Origin of the sequence: Mesorhizobium sp. B2-3-6, from assembly GCF_006442305.1 — a bacterium.
Classification (GTDB): Bacteria; Pseudomonadota; Alphaproteobacteria; order Rhizobiales; family Rhizobiaceae; genus Mesorhizobium.
In genome coordinates this window covers 622,524-639,095 of the sequence record NZ_VFVW01000002.1, presented here as the reverse complement: position 1 = coordinate 639,095, position 16,572 = coordinate 622,524, and the positions used below count along the sequence as shown (strand labels likewise).

General features: G+C 62.9%; 14 protein-coding genes. 9 read left to right on the top strand and 5 right to left on the bottom strand.

Annotated features, from left to right (window positions below):
* Positions 1-125: 125 nt before the first annotated feature.
* Positions 126-1,082 (bottom strand): AraC family transcriptional regulator, encoded by a 957-nt coding sequence (locus FJ953_RS08730; protein ID WP_140623956.1) that lies wholly within the window; start codon positions 1,080-1,082, stop codon positions 126-128.
* Between the two features lie 261 nt (positions 1,083-1,343).
* Here FJ953_RS08730 and FJ953_RS08725 point away from each other — a divergent pair, with 261 nt between their 5' ends.
* Positions 1,344-2,297 carry an EamA family transporter gene (locus FJ953_RS08725; RefSeq protein WP_140623954.1) on the top strand — a complete coding sequence of 318 codons (954 nt, stop codon included), beginning with the start codon at positions 1,344-1,346 and terminating at the stop codon, positions 2,295-2,297.
* Between the two features lie 12 nt (positions 2,298-2,309).
* Here FJ953_RS08725 and FJ953_RS08720 read toward each other — a convergent pair whose 3' ends face one another.
* Positions 2,310-3,746: a PLP-dependent aminotransferase family protein gene (locus tag FJ953_RS08720; protein WP_140623952.1), complete on the bottom strand. Its 1,437-nt coding sequence runs from the start codon at positions 3,744-3,746 to the stop codon at positions 2,310-2,312.
* On the opposite strand from FJ953_RS08720, the gene FJ953_RS30805 reads away from it, so the two are divergent.
* Both FJ953_RS30805 and FJ953_RS08710 read left to right on the top strand, forming a co-directional pair.
* Positions 3,732-5,468, top strand: coding sequence for an acetylserotonin O-methyltransferase (locus FJ953_RS30805; protein ID WP_246674752.1), 1,737 nt, complete (start codon positions 3,732-3,734; stop codon positions 5,466-5,468). The genes FJ953_RS08720 and FJ953_RS30805 overlap by 15 nt on opposite strands.
* Before the next feature lie 191 nt (positions 5,469-5,659).
* Positions 5,660-6,118, top strand: a complete 459-nt coding sequence (locus tag FJ953_RS08710; RefSeq protein ID WP_224619145.1) for a cytochrome c — start codon at positions 5,660-5,662, stop codon at positions 6,116-6,118.
* Between the two features lie 159 nt (positions 6,119-6,277).
* Here the strand turns inward: FJ953_RS08710 and FJ953_RS08705 are convergent, their stop codons facing one another.
* Positions 6,278-7,822: an alpha/beta hydrolase gene (locus tag FJ953_RS08705; RefSeq protein WP_140623950.1), complete on the bottom strand. Its 1,545-nt coding sequence runs from the start codon at positions 7,820-7,822 to the stop codon at positions 6,278-6,280.
* A 283-nt stretch (positions 7,823-8,105) separates the two neighbouring features.
* On the opposite strand from FJ953_RS08705, the gene FJ953_RS08700 reads away from it, so the two are divergent.
* Positions 8,106-8,900, top strand: a complete 795-nt coding sequence (locus tag FJ953_RS08700) for a class I SAM-dependent methyltransferase (protein WP_224655864.1) — start codon at positions 8,106-8,108, stop codon at positions 8,898-8,900.
* Here the strand turns inward: FJ953_RS08700 and FJ953_RS08695 are convergent.
* On the bottom strand, positions 8,894-9,964 hold the full coding sequence (locus FJ953_RS08695) for an ROK family transcriptional regulator (RefSeq protein ID WP_224646902.1): 1,071 nt from the start codon (positions 9,962-9,964) through the stop codon (positions 8,894-8,896). The two genes, FJ953_RS08700 and FJ953_RS08695, sit on opposite strands and share 7 nt — an antisense overlap.
* A gap of 81 nt (positions 9,965-10,045) precedes the next feature.
* Positions 10,046-10,696, bottom strand: coding sequence for an SGNH/GDSL hydrolase family protein (locus tag FJ953_RS08690; RefSeq protein ID WP_140498346.1), 651 nt, complete (start codon positions 10,694-10,696; stop codon positions 10,046-10,048).
* A gap of 322 nt (positions 10,697-11,018) precedes the next feature.
* Here FJ953_RS08690 and FJ953_RS08685 point away from each other — a divergent pair, with 322 nt between their 5' ends.
* The 5 genes from FJ953_RS08685 to FJ953_RS08665 all read left to right on the top strand — a co-directional run bounded on the left by FJ953_RS08685 (position 11,019) and on the right by FJ953_RS08665 (position 16,378).
* The gene (locus tag FJ953_RS08685) at positions 11,019-12,098 is read left to right on the top strand and encodes a substrate-binding domain-containing protein (protein ID WP_140498345.1); all 1,080 of its coding nucleotides are present in this window, start codon (positions 11,019-11,021) and stop codon (positions 12,096-12,098) included.
* A gap of 68 nt (positions 12,099-12,166) precedes the next feature.
* Positions 12,167-13,678 carry a sugar ABC transporter ATP-binding protein gene (locus tag FJ953_RS08680; protein WP_140623948.1) on the top strand — a complete coding sequence of 504 codons (1,512 nt, stop codon included), beginning with the start codon at positions 12,167-12,169 and terminating at the stop codon, positions 13,676-13,678.
* Between the two features lie 9 nt (positions 13,679-13,687).
* Entirely contained in the window at positions 13,688-14,650 is a 963-nt protein-coding gene (locus FJ953_RS08675; protein ID WP_140515064.1) for an ABC transporter permease, read from the top strand.
* Between the two features lie 3 nt (positions 14,651-14,653).
* Positions 14,654-15,607 (top strand): ABC transporter permease, encoded by a 954-nt coding sequence (locus FJ953_RS08670; protein ID WP_140623946.1) that lies wholly within the window; start codon positions 14,654-14,656, stop codon positions 15,605-15,607.
* Positions 15,608-15,694: 87 nt separating this feature from the next.
* The gene (locus FJ953_RS08665; RefSeq protein WP_140623944.1) at positions 15,695-16,378 is read left to right on the top strand and encodes an SGNH/GDSL hydrolase family protein; all 684 of its coding nucleotides are present in this window, start codon (positions 15,695-15,697) and stop codon (positions 16,376-16,378) included.
* Positions 16,379-16,572: the final 194 nt, after the last annotated feature.

The following is a 16,572-nucleotide window of genomic DNA, read 5'->3' as shown; positions in this document are numbered from 1 at the left end:
GGCTCCCTTATCAAGTGATTGCGGAGCCTAATCTACGGGGAAGAGTGATTATTTCGAGGCTGAATTAGCTCAATATGATGCGCGAAAGGATCAAATTGCGCTTTCTCGATTCCGGACCGCGCGTCTTACTCGCCCTTGTGCGCCAGTCGCCGCCACTCCCCCGGCGTCATCCCCGTCCTTTCGGCGAAAACACGCCGGAACGCCGAAACGGATTGATACCCGACGGTCTCGGCCACGGCCTCGGTGCTGATCGCCGGCTTCTTCAACTCGTTGGCGGCCAGGCTCATGCGGAGATCGGTCAACAAATCGAGCGCGGAGCGACCCAGCTTGTCCTGGAACTGGCGCATGAACGTAGCGCGCGACATCCCGCACAAATCGGCCAGATCGGGTAGTTTCCAAGGCCGTGCCGTATCGGCGAACATCGCGGAAATGGCTGGAGCAAGCCGTGGATTGCCGGCCAGGGCCAACAAGCCTTCGGGGGCTTTCCCGGATTGGCTCGCCGCGCGCAGTACCAGTGTGAACAGGGCCGAAGAAAGCGCGTTGAGAATGGCGCGTCCTCCGGCTCTGTCACCGGCGGACTCCATTCGCATCAGCGTCACCAGGCCGGCCAGTTGGCTGGAGGCGGAGCCGATGCCGTTTTCTTCATCGCCGTCCATGGACCGCGCCACCAGATTCGCAGGCAGGTAGTTGCGGACCAGCCGATCATGGGGCGGTGCGATAAAAAATCGCCCACACAGCAGATCCAGCTGCTCGCCCCGGCCATCATTCTCGCTCAGCATCCATCCGGCAGCCCCCCGCCGTTGCTGGGTAGGGATTGGTATTTGCCCGCTGCCGTCGTGCAGCACATGCGCCGCGCCGTGAGGCAGCAGCACAATATCTCCACTCACCAGCTCCCTTGCTGCTCTCGTGTCCGGATCCTCCAAAATGGCCCGGCCCCTGACGATGACATGGTAGGGAATTTCGTTTGCGGCAGCCTTGCTCCAGGCAATGCGCCACGGCGCACCGTAGGCGCAGCGGACCTCGAGCTGGCCGGTAACGGTGATGATTTGCAAGAGATGGCTGAGCCAGTCCACTTCAGACATTGGACCTCGAAAACCGAAAATGGTGAAACATCTTATCGCAATTGTGCACTGGTTCTATCTGTCGCTCACATTTCCAAACCCGGCTACGCTCGCGCCTGGATCGCGAGCGAGCCACCGAGCGCCGCACGATCGGAACAGGGGGCCTGTATCAGGCGCCGCGGCCAAGTGCAGTTTCTTTCGCCTTTCAAAACGGATGCACGACCCAACCGCGCAGGCTATATTGTCGCATCGGGCCGACGTCATCGAAGGGGAGGGCATGACATGCAGGCAATGCCGATAGCGCATCACGTCGCGCAACCCGAGGTCGTGCCCTCCGTGACCGGCTATCCGGCCGCCGTCCTGTGCTGGCTGCTTTCGGCTGGCGTCTATATCGCGGCCAAATGGGTGGCGCCTGAAATGCCACCCTGGGGCCTCTGCTTCTGGCGGCTGACGCTTGCCTGCGCCATCCTGCTGCCGATCGTGCACCGTCATCACGACGCGATGATCGGACTGTTGCGAACGCGCGTCGTGGAGGTCGTCGCGGTGGGGGCGATCGGCCTCACCCTGTGCCAAGGTATGATCTACCATGGCCTCAACGACACCGACGCCACCACGGCCGGCATCATCATGGCGCTGTCGCCTGTCATGACGATGGTGCTCGCCCGTTTCGTGCTTGGCGAGCCGCTCGGGCTGTGGAAGTCGCTAGGCGCGCTGGTTGCGCTCGCCGGGATGATTTTCATCGTTGCCCACGGGAACCTGACGGCGCTGCTGCAACTCAAGTTCAACGCCGGCGAGCTGTGGATCGTCGGCAGCGCGTTCTGCTGGGGCCTGTACACCGTGCTTTTGCGCCGTGCCAAATTCGGCATCGAACTCCTGCCGATGGTCGTGCTGCTGCTCGGCGCCGGTGCGCTGGTCGCCTTGCCGTTCCATGTGTGGGAATTGTTCAACGACGAACGCTCCGCCATGGACGTCCACAGCATTCTCGCGCTCGCCTATCTGGCCGGTCCGGGCGGCGCCTTGATGTACTATCTCTACAACAAAAGCGTGGAAACGCTCGGTGCGAGCCGAGCGAGCATGCTGCTCTACCTGCAGACGGTGTTCGTCGCTGTGTTAGCCTATCTGCTGCTCGGCGAGGGCTTGCACGATTACGATCTGGTCGGCGCGGCCTTCATCCTCACCGGCATCGTACTCGCCACCGTGGTCAAACCCAGGCCAGCTCAACCACGCGTGGCGTAGATAAATCGAAGGTCAGGACGGTTCACTGTCGAAACAGGCGCGCAGCAAATGCAACCCTTCTTCGATGCGGGGCGTCGGAATGGCGCCATACCCCAGCATGATGCCGGCTCGCGGTATGGCGTTCACGGCGAACCGTGACAGGATCTGGACGGCGACGCTGCGATCGGCTGCACGGCGCGCGACCTCGGCGATCTGGTCCGCCGACATTTTCCGGGCAAGAGCGGTGAGATGGAGCCCCGTTGTCGATGGAATGAGTTCGAGATGATCGGCAAAATCATTGGCGATGGCGTTCGCGATGATCTGGTGCCGTTCCCGGTAGATTGCGTTCACCCGACGGATGTGACGCGCAAAGGCGCCCTCATCGATGAAGCGCGCGAGCGCTGCTTGCGCCGGGGTCGATGAATGCCAGTCGCTGACGAATTTCGCTTTGTGCACGGCCGCTCGCAGCGATGGCGGCGTCAATATGAAGCCCAGCCGAAGCGTCGGCAGCATTGTCTTCGAGAAGGAGCCGACGTAGATGACCCGGCCTTTTGCGTCGAGCGTCTGCAACGGCTCGAGGGGACGGCCCCCGAAACGGAACTCGCTGTCGTAGTCGTCTTCGATGATGGCCGTGTTATTTCGCTCGGCCCAGGCCAGCAGCGCCTGCCGGCGCGGCAGCGTCATCGTCACCGAAAGCGGAAATTGATGAGACGGCGTGACATACACCGCTCGGACTCCGCGCGGTAGCGCATCAACGACCAGGCCCTGGCGATCCACCGGTACACCGACCACACGAATACCCAAGGCCTTGAACAAATGCCTCGGAGGACCGTAGCCCGGATCTTCAATGGCAATTGCATCGCCCGGTGCCAGCAGGACGCGGGCCAGGACATCCAGTGCCTGCTGCGTACCGTTTGTGACAATGATGTCGTCCGCAGCCGCCCCGATCCCTCGGGAGATGCCTATGTGCCTGGCGATTGCGACCCTGAGATCGTGATGTCCGGCGGGATGCTCGTAAGTGCCGGCGGTCGCTTCGCCCGAACGCAGCGCCCAAACCACCGACCGCCGCCACGCCCCGTGCGGAAACAGCGAAGCATCGCAAAACCCGGCGTGAAAGTCGAACCGAACCGGCTCGAATGCGGGTGGTGGGGCTATCGCCTCCCAGATCTGGCGTGGCTGGAGCACGCCGGTAGATCGGCGTCCGGTCTTTTCTCGCCCGGCCGGCACGACCAATTCGCTGATGAACGTCCCAGACCCCTGCCGGGATGTCACGAACCCTTCCGCGGCGAGCCGTTCATAAACCACGGTCACGGTGGCACGCGACACGGCAAGCGTCCGCGCCAGTTCGCGGCCAGGCGGCAGAGGGTCGCCGGGCCGCAGCCGTCGATCCAGAACGGCGCGCCGTATCTGACGATAAATCTCGCCGCTGAGATTCTTGCGCCCGACCAGGCTTATGTGAAAGGTGGTCATTGTTCAGCAACTGGAATTGGTCTGACGCAGGCACTGGAATTCAGCCTGCCACCAGTCCTCCTGCGTCCTGCCGGCTTAGCGGCAGCGCCTTGCAAGTGTCGTCATGCCAATTGGAATTGGACTGGCCAAGAATCCATGAATTGGCACTTCTATCGGTCCTCTAGCCTCCTTACCATTGCTTCGGCGGCAAGGGAAGAAGCGGATGGCTGGCTATGGGAGGCTGAAATGCCTCGAGCGGAGACTCGAATCCATCACCCGTCGAGCGTGCGACTACCTTGGTCTGTGCCGAAAACCACAGTCGCGGCCCTCAAGACTTGGCAATTATCCGTCTCAAGAGGTCGGGAAATCGCGGATTTGTCCCCTGGGCTGTTGAGGGACATTCGGGCCCATGCCATCGATCTGCCGGACCACGGGGCCGATCCTACGCCGGTCGCCACGGCTGACCCTATTCGCGCCATCGGCGCGGCCTTGCGAGCACAAGGCCGCCGCCGCTTGCTGGTGGACCATTCGATCGGCGGCATTTTCGAACCCGCGCCGTCGAGACCACCGCGCGGCTCGAAGCTGCGAACCAACCGTCAACATTTTGGGGAGAGTGCCATGCCCAACCATCAGCGCTCTGCTACGCGCACGACAACGCTTGCCCACCAGCCCGGTTCGATCCCGGGCGAGACAGGGCTGCGCGCGGCCGACCGACCAATCGTCACCAAGCAAGAGCTTCCTTCCGCTGTCCCACTGATGGCGCTTTCGACCGGTTTCTGGGCCTTCAAGACTCTGGCCGCCGCGCACGAGTTGGACCTCTTCAGCCGCCTTGCGAGCGGCGCCGCCACCACGGTTGCCGGTTTGGCGGAAGCGCTCGGCCTGCATCAACGACCGGCCGAGATGCTGTTGACCGGCTGCGCTGCACTTGGGCTCCTGGAGAAAACGGACGGCCGCTATCGCAACACGCCCTTAAGCGAAACTTATCTCGTGAAGGGTAAGCCGTATTACTTCGGCGGCTTCGTGCAGATGGCCGACAAGCGACTCTATGCGGGCTGGGGAAGGCTTGCAGAGGCGCTGCGCACGAACCGGCCAACCACATGGGATCCGGCAGTGCAATCCTCGATGTTCGAGGGCGAGGATCCTACGATGCTGGCGCTTTTCTGGGAGGCGATGCATTCGCTTTCCACGATGACCGCGCGCAAGCTCGGCGAAGCCGTGGATCTCAGTCATTTCCGCCGCCTCCTGGACATCGGCGGCGGATCGGGCGCGTACGACATCGAGCTTTGCAAACAATATGGGGCGCTGCGTGCGACCGTGTTCGACTTGCCGCATGTCGCCGCGATCGCCGCGGGAAAGATCGCCGAGGCCGGCTTGACCGACCGCATCGAGACCGCGGACGGCAATTTCTTCGAACAGCTTCCCGGGGATCACGACGTGCATCTCCTGTCGATGATCATGCACGATTGGGACGAGGCGAAGAACCGCGCCCTGCTGCGCCGATCCTTCGAGGCTTTGCCAAGCGGCGGCGCGGTCGTCATCAGCGAGCTTCTCGTCAATGATGAAAAGACCGGCCCGGCGCCGGCCGCGCTGATGAGCCTCAACATGCTGATCGAGACGGAAGGACGAAACTACACCCCGGCCGAGTATTCGGCGTGGCTCGAGGAAGCCGGATTCAGGCACGTCGAGACGGTCTGGTTCGATGCTCCCGCCGCGAACGGCGCCGTGATCGGCCGCAAACCGTAAGGCGCAACGTAGAGCGGATCAGGTGCGCCGCAATCGGCTGGCCGGGCTGCGTAACGGCAGCCCCCGACGGGAGCACGACAAAGGTCATAGGAGAAGCCAAGAACAAACCAAGGGAGAAAACCATGTTTCCAGCGTCAGTTCGTCTCGCATTGCTCACGGCCTCGGTCGTCGCCCTTCCATCATACGCCGCCATGGCCGACGACGCGCAGGTCGCGCGTGGCGAGTACCTGGTCACGATCGCCGGCTGCAACGACTGCCACACGCCCGGCTACTTCTTCGGCAAACCCGATATGTCGCGTTTTCTTGGCGGCTCGGATGTGGGCTTTGAGATACCTGGCGTCGGTGTCTTTCCCGGTCGAAACATCACACCCGACAAGGAGACCGGCATCGGCAGCTGGACCCCGGAGCAGATCGTCGCTGCGATCCAGACGGGCCAGCGGCCGGACGGCCGCACCCTGGCGCCGATTATGCCCTGGCCTGCTTTTGCGCATCTCACAGCGGACGATGCCATGGCGATCGCGGCGTTCCTGCAAAGCGTGAAGCCGGTAAGCAACAAGGTCCCGGTCCCGTTCAAGCCTGGCGACACGGTGTCGAGATCCATGATGCGGATCATACCGCCGGGCGGAACCGCTGCCGCTGCACCGAAATAGGCCGAAAACCGGCCTTCCACCGGACGTCGTGCTCGACGCCGCCCGGCGTCGTCCCGGAGCATGGCCAAAATGGCATCCGCGCCGGCCTCGCCATTCGCGGTCAGTCCCACAGCCATTTCCACACGCGGAACTGACGGCGGCTGACGCCGCAATCGCGCATCAGCTGCTTCGTGCAAGCGCGCTGATGCTGTCGAGCAGCGGCTGTTGGTCGCCGACCCAAAACCAGTGGTCGTCACCGGCGACCTCGATGAACCGCGCGCCCGGGATCCCGGCGGCCAGGAGCCGCCCCGCCTCGACGCGCACGGCGCGGTCGCCGGACCGGTGCAGGACAACCGTCGGGACGGAGACCTTTGCGAGCAGGGAACGGACATCGGTATCACGCAGCGCTTCGAGCAGACCCGCGACCGCGCCGGGGCTGGAGGCTGCCCTGAGCAATCCCGCCCACCAGGTCTCCGCCTGGCGGTCTCCGGAGAGGCTGGGGGCGAAGGTCTCGATTTCCGCCGGGCCGCCCCAGCCGGCGATCAGCCGCTGCTTCCACAGATCGTATTGCGCGGCGGTCAAGGCGAAGGGATAGTCCGACGCGCGGCTGCCTTTCGCGAGCGAGCCCCACAGGACAAGGCCGATGAGCCGATCCGGATGATCGATGGCGAAACGGACACAACCCGGCCCGCCTTCCGAGGCGCCGATGAGCAAGGCCCGGCTGCTGCCGGCCGCGTTCATGACTGCCAGAATATCCTGCGCTGTCGTTTCGACTGTGGCACGGACACCGACACGGTCGGAAAGTCCCATGCCGCGCCGGTCGAACAGGATCAGGCGGCCCAAGCGCGAAACCGCTGATATCCAGGCGCGGCAGCGTCTGTCTTCCCAGATACGCTCGACATGCGAAATGAAGCCCGGAACAAGCACGATGTCCGTCGGTCCGCTGCCGGCGATCTGATAGGCGAGATGGATGCCGTCCACTTCGACGTAGCGCGTCCTGGGCACGTCCAAAGTGACATCTTGAGTTGGCTCCCGCACCAGGGCAAGCGTGGCCGGGTCCGGCGCTACGCCGAGTTCGTCTCGTAACAGCCGGACACAGCTTTCGGCCTGGCGCTCGGCTGCCGCCCTGTCCCCGGCCGCCAGGTGGGCGCGGATCAGGTGACGGTGCGCACTTTCGCTCAAGGGGTCGAGTGCCGCCAGGCGCGTCGCATGCACGACCGCGCTGCGTGGTTCGCCGCCGGCGATCTTCGCTTCGATGGTACGCTCCAGCGTCTGCACCAGTCGGCTACGCAAGGCCTCGCGCCTGAAAAAGACCCACTCGTCGAATTCCGAACAATCCCGAAGGGAGAAGCCGCCGAGATAGTCGCCCTTATAGATGTCGGACGCCTCATCGAGAGGGCCGACATTGCAGGCATGCTCGAAAACCTTGGAGTCGAGCTCGACGAAAAGCGCCGAGTGTAGGCTGAGGGATGCCCCCGTGGCGGCGATGACCTCCGTGCCGAACGCGATGCGAATTTTATGCAGTGTGCGCCGAAGGCGTGCTCGTGCGGCTTCTTCGTCGGCTTCGGGCCACAGAAGCGTGGCGGCGACCTCGCGCGCCACGGGCCCGCCGGCCTCGGCGACATAGATGAGGAGCGCGGCCGCCTTGCGCAAGGCGAGCTCCACGGGCTGCCCGTTCAGACGGAACTCCGGAAACCCCAGAAGTCGGAACTCCAATCTTTCCATCGACCCGTACGCGGCCGAGCGGAGACGTTCAGGGGACGCCGGCCTTCTATCCATCCCACGACGGCGGGCCGATCGGGCCCGATCAGGAGACTCCTTGGAGCGAGAAATGTCACCGGTCAATACTCTCAGCCAGCATTGCACGTCCGAGGCCATTGCCGGGGGTGGCGTTCCCATCGGCGTCAAGAACGCAGGGAAAGGAGGCTGAGACATGTGCCAATCCTGTCTCTCCTGGTACGCACGCTGCATTGCTCCCTACCTCGTCCACGCCGGCTGTTCGGCAAACGTGTTCGCGCGCATGCGAAGGCGCCTGATCCCGCGGGCGCAGGGCATTGTCGTCGAAGTCGGCTTCGGGTCCGGCCTGAACCTTCCCTATTACGACGCCGCCAGGGTGGAGCGGCTGGTCGGCATCGATCCCGACGGCACGATGCTTGGCCTGGCCGAACCGAAGATCCGTTCCCTGCCGTTCGACGTCGACTGCATCCGGGCCAGCGGCGAAAGGCTGCCCTTGATCGACGGCCTCGCCGACACGGTCGTCGTCACCTATGCCTTCTGCACCATTCCCGACCCTGACGCGGCGCTGACCGAGATCCGCCGCATATTGAAACCTATGGGCCGGCTGATCTTCATCGAGCACGGCCAGGCCGAGGGGCCGCGCGGCCGCAGATGGCAGGAGCGGCTGAACAAGCCGTGGGGACAGATCGCCGGCGGCTGTCATCTCAACCGCCAACCGCTGCACTTGATCCGAGAGGCGGGCTTCCGCATCGTTGAAGAGGAGCGCGGGCGGTTCCCGCTGCCCTTCTGGCAATTGGGAAGCCACTACGCCGGCGTCGCGGTGCTCCGACAGGGTGACGGGCCATCACCCCAGGCCAGATCGTGCATTACGAGGTCCCACGCACATCCGCTTCCGCGCGGAATTGCCGATGACGGTCGTCGGCATCCCGTTCCTGATGCGCGAGGTCACAGAAGATGGCGTGAGGGACAGCTTCTCGCACCGGAGTTAGCCGACATTCAAACCGCGTGCATCCACGTCTCAGATGGGGCTTTGCAACCCTTCTGTTATCAGCGTTCCGATCATTGAATCATAAACCGCGAGCTGAACGGCAGGCTGGCTGCGCCGACGGCTTTCGGGCTGATGGTCACCCGCGCTGGCAACGCTTGGACAGCGGCAAATTCCCGGCCGATATCGGCGCACAAGGCCTTGGCGATTTTCTGCGGCGCATAGCTGGACAGGAGGACCGTCCTGAACTCGACAAACTGGGTCAGCGCCGAGATCGATGCTTTCAGGCGGTTTGAGCATTCCCCCAGCCATTCGGTGTAGGCCTCTCCAAGATCAGGCCACTCAGGGCTGCTGCTCCAGATGATTTCGGACGAACGTCCGCGCATGGCCAGTTCGCTTTCCAGGCGCATGAGGCCATGATCGAAGCTGGCACTGGAGTTTCCCTTATAGATCTGGTGGTTGAGGATGAGCCTGCTCTGCAGCCTAGCTCCGAGATAGAAGAACAAATAGTCGTTCAGCGGCTTTGCGACGCCGAACATGCTCTCGCCGCCGGCCGCCGCGGTGATGTCGTTCTGGACGAAGACCGGCAGCTTGATCTGCTCTTCGATCTCGCTTTGCAAAGCCTTCAGGGACGTGCTCGATCCGTTGCCGGTTGCAGCCATGGCGTCGACCTCATCGGGAACGGCCAGCCCGATACCCGCGACCCGGCTGCGCGCCTCGACCGGCAGGCTCGTCATGGCTTGCCTGATCGTCGCAAGCAAATCGTTGTTTTGCGGAAACGGATTGGCTTCATCCGCGGGCAACTGCGTGTGGAAGCGCACGGTGCCGATGAAGTCGATGAGCGCGATGTCGATCCTGCGCCGGCTGAAGCCGACGCCGACCGCGTAGGCACCTTCCGGGTTGAGTGAAAGCGGGATGGTGGGGGGCCCGACACGGCCGCGCTGCGCCTCGCCCTGCGAGACCAGCCCTTCCTGTTCGAGGGAGCGGACGATGACCGAGGCCGTCTGCGCCGACAGACCGGTCTTCTCGCCGATTTCCATCCGCGATATGCCCTCGTTCTGAAGCAGCAGCGACAGCACCAGACGCTCGTTGTAGCTGCGCACGCTCAACGCGTTCAGCCCGCTCGCACGATCGGCGATGCGCAAGGGATTGGGTGGTGCAAACCTCATGTCAGGCAAGGGTCGCCCCATCGGTAAGAGCGCATTGCCGGGCGGCGGTATGGTTGCTCATGTCGAGCGGCTCCAGCCGATCGCATCGACCGCGCGGGCGAGTGCGATGCCAAGCAGTCTGTGCGCTTCGGCATCGATGTGAAATCCGTCCGCTTCGCTGCAGGACACCACCGAGCCAGCATCGAAAAAGTGCAGTTCGAGCGAATCCGCCAGCACCTCGAACTCGAGCGCCAGCAGCCGCGATTTCTCCGGTGCGCCGGCGAAGATGGACTTCCACTCCTTGACGTCGTCCTGCATCGGCGGCGGTGCGACGATCATGATTTCGGGTGTGGTGCCGCCCGGACCGGGCGCCAGTTCCTTGATGTCGTAGACAAGGCAGCCGATGCCCATAGCCACTTCCGACGGCGGTTTGTTGAAGCGGATCTTGAGGTCATTGGTGCCGAGCATGATGATGACGAGGTCGAGCGTCGCATGGCTCTGCAGACAGGGGCGGAGATAGGTTCTACCGTTCTTGTGTGCCCCCTCGATCGGATCGTCGTGGACGGTGGTTCGACCGCTCAATCCTTCCTCGATGACATACCAGTCGGGGCCTAGCTGAGCGCGCAGTATCCCCGGCCAGCGCTCAGCCGGGCCATAGCGCTCGAGCGGCCCCTTGCCGGGGATCTGGCCGTGCGTGTTGGAGTCGCCGTAGCACAAGACTGATCGCATGATTTTCCCGCCGGGACTGACCGCGCGCCGGTGCAGGACGAGCGCTCTTCATCATGAATAGCGGAGTGGCGAAAGGCAAGCAACGGAATAGTCATTCAACATGACTAACTATTGACAGGTCAAACCCACTATGCTTCTAAAGTGCCCGGAGGAGTTCTCGACCGTCATCATTGTCCAGCCGAAATTGGGCCTCGACACACATGTGTTCGGGGGCGGGAGAATTGCGTGCATAGGTCGGTTCGCGACGACAAGCATGCATGGGGAGAGCGTCTCGCGGCCCGTGCGCGTCCGTACGGCTGGAGCAACCACAAGGAGGAGTTCAATGTTAGGATTGCTGAAAACCGTCGGGCTGGGGATGCTCGTTGTATCAGCGCTTGCCGTAACGTCCCTGGCGCACGCGGAAGATATCAAGCTGATGGACGGCGTCGCGCCGCGCCCCGACGACACGCGCATGACCGCGGCCGGCGCATTCAAGAAGGATCCCCCCTGGGTCATCGGAATGAGCGACTTCGGCGTCAACGCCAACACCTGGACCGTGCAGGTCGCGCATGAGGCGGAAAATGCCGCGGCGAAGGACAAGCGCATCTCCAAGTTCATCCTGCTCGATGCCGGCTTCGACCAGAAGAAGCAGGTAGCCGATATCGAGGATCTGATCGCCCAGCATGTCGACGCGATCATCGTTCAGCCGGTGACCAGCACGTCGGCCAACGCCAGCATCGCCAAGGCGGTCGCCGCCGGCATCCCCGTCATCCTTCACACCGGCCGCATCGATTCCGATGCCTACACCACCGAAATCCAAGGTGGAGCCGAGCACTTCGGCAAGGTGATGGGCGACTGGCTGGTGAAGACCGTTGGCGACAACGGCAAGATCTGGGTCCTGCGCGGCCTTGCCGGCCACCCGGAAGACACCAACCGCTACAACGGGCTACTGGAATCACTCAAGGGCACGCATGTGCAGATCATCGCCGAGGAGCATGGCGACTGGCAGTATGACAAGGCCAAGAAGCTGTGCGAGACGCTCTATCTGAACAATCCGCAGGTCGACGGCATCTGGTCGTCCGGCGCCGACATGACGCGCGCCTGCGTCGATGTCTTCAAGCAGTTCGGCACGCCGATCCCGCCGATTTCGGGCGAGGGCAACAATGGCTATTTCGGCCAGTGGATCACGGATGGATTCAAGTCGATCTCTCCGGAATACAGCCCGGCCCAGGGTGCTGCCGGCGTGCGCGCCGCTGTAGCCCTGCTCGAGGGCAAGCAACTCTATAAGCGCTATGTCTACAACCCTGATGGCTGGGACAAGGACAAGGCCGCGAAATACTATCGCGACGACCTGACGGCCAATGTCTGGTGGCCGAGCGAACTCCCCGAAGAAAAGCTCAAGGAATATTACGGCAAGAAGTGACACGCCGTGGCCGGCGGGGAGTGGACAAGCGTCCCCGCGGGCCCTTCCAGTGGTGAAGCGAGGGTTTAGTGGCCAATCTTATCGAGATGTCGCACATTTCGAAGGCATTCGGGGGAAGCAAGGCGCTCCACTCCGTTTCCCTCGATCTGAAGGCCGGCAGCGTTCACGCCCTGATGGGCGAGAACGGCGCCGGAAAATCGACCTTGATGAAGATCCTGGCGGGCGTGTATCAGCCCGATTCCGGCGGGATCTTCATGAATGGGGAAAAGCTCGATCTGAAGTCACCGCGCGCCGCGCTCGATGCCGGCATCTCGACCGTTTTCCAGGAACACTCGCTGCTGCCTAATCTGTCGATCGCCGAGAACATGTTTCTCGGCCGGGAGCCGACGAACCGGTTCGGCTCGATCGACTATTCCGCGATGAACAGCCGAACCGCCAAGGCACTCGGCGAACTCGGTCTCACGCTAGACTCCTCGCAACTCGTTTCCAACCTGACCATTGCCGAGCGGCAATTCGTCGAGATCGCGCATTGCATCCAGGCCGACGCCGGCGTGCTTATTCTCGACGAGCCGACAGCGGCGCTCAACGCGGCCGATGTCGATGTGCTCAACCGCAATATCCGCCGCCTGCGCGATAGGGGAAAGGCAATCGTCTACATTTCGCATCGCATGGAGGAAATCTTCGAGCTGTGCGACACTGTGACGGTGCTGAAGGACGGCGCACTGGTCGGCACCAGAACGGTGTCCGAGATCACCGCAGACGAACTCATCGCCATGATGGTCGGGCGCGAACTCCAGGACCTGTTCCCAGATCGCACGGGCGACAGGGGCGGCGAAATCCTGCGCGTCGAGAATCTCAGGATCACCGAGACATCGCAGCCTCTGTCGCTGACGTTGCACAAGGGCGAGATCGTCGCCCTCGCCGGGCTTGAGGGACAGGGCCAGCAGCGCTTCTTGCGCTCCCTCATCGGCCGCTACCATCCTTTTGCCGGGACGATTTCCATCAACGGCAAAACGCTCGACATGCCGCTCTCGACATCATCAGGCGTTCGCCATTTGCAGCAGCTGAAGGTCGGTTTCGTCCCCGAGGACCGCAAGGAGGAAGGGCTCTTTCTCGCTTTGCCGATCGCCCACAACATCGCCATCGGATTGCATTCGAGGCGACGCGAACTTGCGCCGGCGCGGCCCTATCGAAGCGTCATCGCCCGCATGATGGATGTCATGAACATAAAGGCGACAGGGCCGTCCGCTCCGGTCGGTTCGCTGTCGGGCGGCAATCAGCAAAAAGTACTGCTCGGCCGCTACCTCGCCGCGGATCTCGATCTTCTCCTGGTGGAAGAGCCGACCCGTGGCGTCGACATCGGCGCCAAGTCCGAGATCTACCATCTGCTGCGCGACTTCACCCGCAAGGGTGGCGCGGTGCTGGTGCTGTCGCGCGAGACGATCGAGCTGATCGGGCTGTGCGACCGCATCTATGTCGTCCACCACGACACAGTCGTGGCCGAAATGCCGGCAGCACAGGCGACGGAGCACAAGATCCTCGACGCGGCCCTGACGGGCGGCTCGGCGCGCCGGCACTAGGGGCCTTCCATGTATCGTAGCCTGTCCAACATCGTGAGTGGCCGGAACACACGGCAGGGCCAATGGGGTCTGCCATTGTTGGTTGCCTTGCTCATTTCGCTGTGGCTGTCGGTTCAGACGACGCAGTTCGCAACGGCCGAAAACCTTTTCAACCTGGTTGCGCAGGCGATGCCGCTGGTCATCGCGGCGGCCGGACAACTCGTTGTCGTGCTCGTCGGCGGGCTCGATCTATCGGTCGGCTCGGTCATCAGTTTCACGACGGCGGTGCTGGCGCTCGACCAGCCGGCGATCGTGCTGATCCCGGCGGTCTTCGTGCTGGCCGCATTCATCGGGCTGATCAACGGCCTGGCGATCACCCGTTTCAACGTCCATCCAATCATCGCCACGCTATCGACGCAGTACATTGTCCTTGGCATCACGCGCATCTTGCGTCCCGTCTCCGGCGGCACCGTTCCGGAGATCGTCATTGCTGCCGTCTCAGGCAGTTTCCTCGGTATTCCTTATCCGGTCTTTTGGGGAATCGTCGTGATGCTGTTGGCCTGGAAGCTGCTCTACGGATCGCGATACGGCCTGCATCTGTTTGCGATCGGCGGCGGCATCGCGTCGGGGGCCGAAAGCGCTGCCCGCAATTTCGGCGTCTCCGATCGCCGCAACATCATCCTCGCCTATGTGGTCTGCTCCTGTTTCGCGGCCGTTGCCGGTGTCTTCCTGGCCGGGCGCATCGTGTCGGGTGATCCAAATGTCGGGTTGCTTTTCGAACTCGACACGGTCACCGCCGTGGCACTTGGAGGCACCCAGCTTTCAGGCGGAATCGGCAGCCTGCACGGCACGGTGATCGGCGCGCTTGTGATGGCACTGCTGGCCAATGGCATGAACCTCGCCAACGTCTCGCCCTTTGTCCAGACGGCGATCAAGGGCGGCATCCTCTTGGCCGTGGTCGGGCTGCAATCCCGCAAGAAGATGGGGCTCTGAGCGATGACTGCCGTTCTCGCAAACCCGATCGCCCGGCGTCTGCTTCGCATACCGCCGTCCTACTTTGTCTTCCTCGTGCTTCTGGGCACGCTGTGGATCGCACGGCCGAACATGCTCAACCTCAACATCATGGGCATCTTCGTCAGGCAGATCGTTCCGCTCGGCATTCTCGTGCTGGGGCAGCTCGTCGTCATGCGCGTGAAGTCGATCGACCTCTCCGGCGGCGGCATCATCCTGCTGATCAACTATTTCATCTCGTCGGGCAGTTTCCCGGGCGCGTCGCTGCCCTTCTTCGTCGTACTGGCGCTCGCCACGGGCCTCGTCATTGGCCTGTTCAACGGCTTCATGATCGGCATCCGGCGGGTGTCGGCCGTCATAGTCACGCTGGCCGTCAGCATCATCCTGGTCGGACTGGTGCAGTTCCTGTCGAGCGGCAATCCACCCGGCGATGTGCCGAAACTGTTCAACGACCTCTACAACACGAAGTTCCTGTCGGTTCCGACGCCGGTGCTGTTCTGGATCATGCTGACCGCCGCGGTGTGGCTGCTTCTGTCGCAGACAGTGTTTGGTCGTTACGTGGCCTCTGTCGGCGAGAATGCCGAAGCCGCCCATTTTTCCGGCGTGCCGGTCCAGCGCACGGTCATCCTGGCGCATACGCTCGCCGGCCTGATCGCGGCGATCGCGGCCCTGGTACAGACAGGTTCAATCGCCGTCGGCAGCGTGCGCGTCGGTCTCGACCTGCCCATCCTGGCAGTCGCGGCGACAATCCTTGGCGGCGTCGCCTTCGGTCGCGGCGACGGCGGCGTCTGGGGACCTTTCTTCGGCTCGCTGTGCTTCGCGCTTTTGTTCGTCGTGATGACGGTGCTCGGCATCGACGAACCCGGCAAGCTCATCGCCCAGGGCGTCATCATCCTCGGTGCGGCGATCTTCTACGGAGTGCGCGTGCGAACCTCCTGAATCGAAACAAGGCAAGCCGGCACCGGCGTTCGCCTGGATCGATAAATCTGCACGTTCAGACAACTGCAAACAGATGGAGAAACATGGATGTCACCGCCAAAAAACATCATGTGCTACGGCGACTCGCTGACCTGGGGCTGGGTTCCGGTCAAGGAAGGTTCGCCGACCTACCGCTACCCCTATGACCAGCGCTGGACGGGCGTGATGGCGGCGGCGCTGGGAGCGGGCTACCATATCATCGAAGAAGGGTTGAGCGCGCGCACGACCTGTCTCGACGATCCCAACGATCCGCGCCTCAATGGCGCCAATTATCTGCCCTCGGCCATCGCGAGCCATCTGCCGCTGGATCTGGTCATCGTCATGCTCGGCACCAATGACACGAAGTCCTATTTTCGCCGGACACCCTACGAGATCGCCAACGGAATGGCGAAACTGGTCGGGCAGATCCTGACAAGCGCCGGCGGCATCGGCACGCCCTATCCGGCTCCGAAAGCGCTGGTCATCGCGCCGCCGCCGCTGACCCCGATGCCGGATCCCTGGTTCGAGGGTATGTTCGGCGGCGGCCACGAAAAGTCCAGGGAGCTGGCCAGGCAGTACAAGGCGATGGCGGATTTCATGAAGATCGACTTCCTGAATGCCGGCGATTTCGTCACCACGGACGGTGTCGACGGCATCCATTTCACCGCTGGCAACAACGCCGATCTCGGCCGCGCGGTCGCCGACAAGGTCAAGTCTATTCTTGAGCCAAGCCGCGCCAGCACCGCCGCCTGAAGTCGCGACGCCCGCCGGCTTGCGCAACAGGCCGGTTCGCAGGCGTGTCGCATTCTTCCTGTATGCCATTGTGGACCCAACGATGAGCCTGGTCCGTAATTCTGCCCAACACGTTCCGTGGCACTTGACCCACTTGCTTTTATGAAGACGAGCTATCCACTCAAGCCGTTCAACAAGCGCACATTCGAGGTTTG

Excerpts from the sequence above, each read along its gene's own strand:
- FJ953_RS08720 (WP_140623952.1), bottom strand. The coding sequence starts at position 3,746 with ATGACCACCTTTCACATAAGCCTGGTCGGGCGCAAGAATCTCAGCGGC.
- FJ953_RS08730 (WP_140623956.1), bottom strand. The coding sequence starts at position 1,082 with ATGTCTGAAGTGGACTGGCTCAGCCATCTCTTGCAAATCATCACCGTT.
- FJ953_RS08670 (WP_140623946.1), top strand. The coding sequence starts at position 14,654 with ATGACTGCCGTTCTCGCAAACCCGATCGCCCGGCGTCTGCTTCGCATA.
- FJ953_RS08690 (WP_140498346.1), bottom strand. The coding sequence starts at position 10,696 with ATGCGATCAGTCTTGTGCTACGGCGACTCCAACACGCACGGCCAGATC.
- FJ953_RS08725 (WP_140623954.1), top strand. The coding sequence starts at position 1,344 with ATGCAGGCAATGCCGATAGCGCATCACGTCGCGCAACCCGAGGTCGTG.
- FJ953_RS08705 (WP_140623950.1), bottom strand. The coding sequence starts at position 7,822 with ATGGAAAGATTGGAGTTCCGACTTCTGGGGTTTCCGGAGTTCCGTCTG.
- FJ953_RS08685 (WP_140498345.1), top strand. The coding sequence starts at position 11,019 with ATGTTAGGATTGCTGAAAACCGTCGGGCTGGGGATGCTCGTTGTATCA.
- FJ953_RS08710 (WP_224619145.1), top strand. The coding sequence starts at position 5,660 with ATGGCCGACGACGCGCAGGTCGCGCGTGGCGAGTACCTGGTCACGATC.
- FJ953_RS08675 (WP_140515064.1), top strand. The coding sequence starts at position 13,688 with ATGTATCGTAGCCTGTCCAACATCGTGAGTGGCCGGAACACACGGCAG.
- FJ953_RS08665 (WP_140623944.1), top strand. The coding sequence starts at position 15,695 with ATGTCACCGCCAAAAAACATCATGTGCTACGGCGACTCGCTGACCTGG.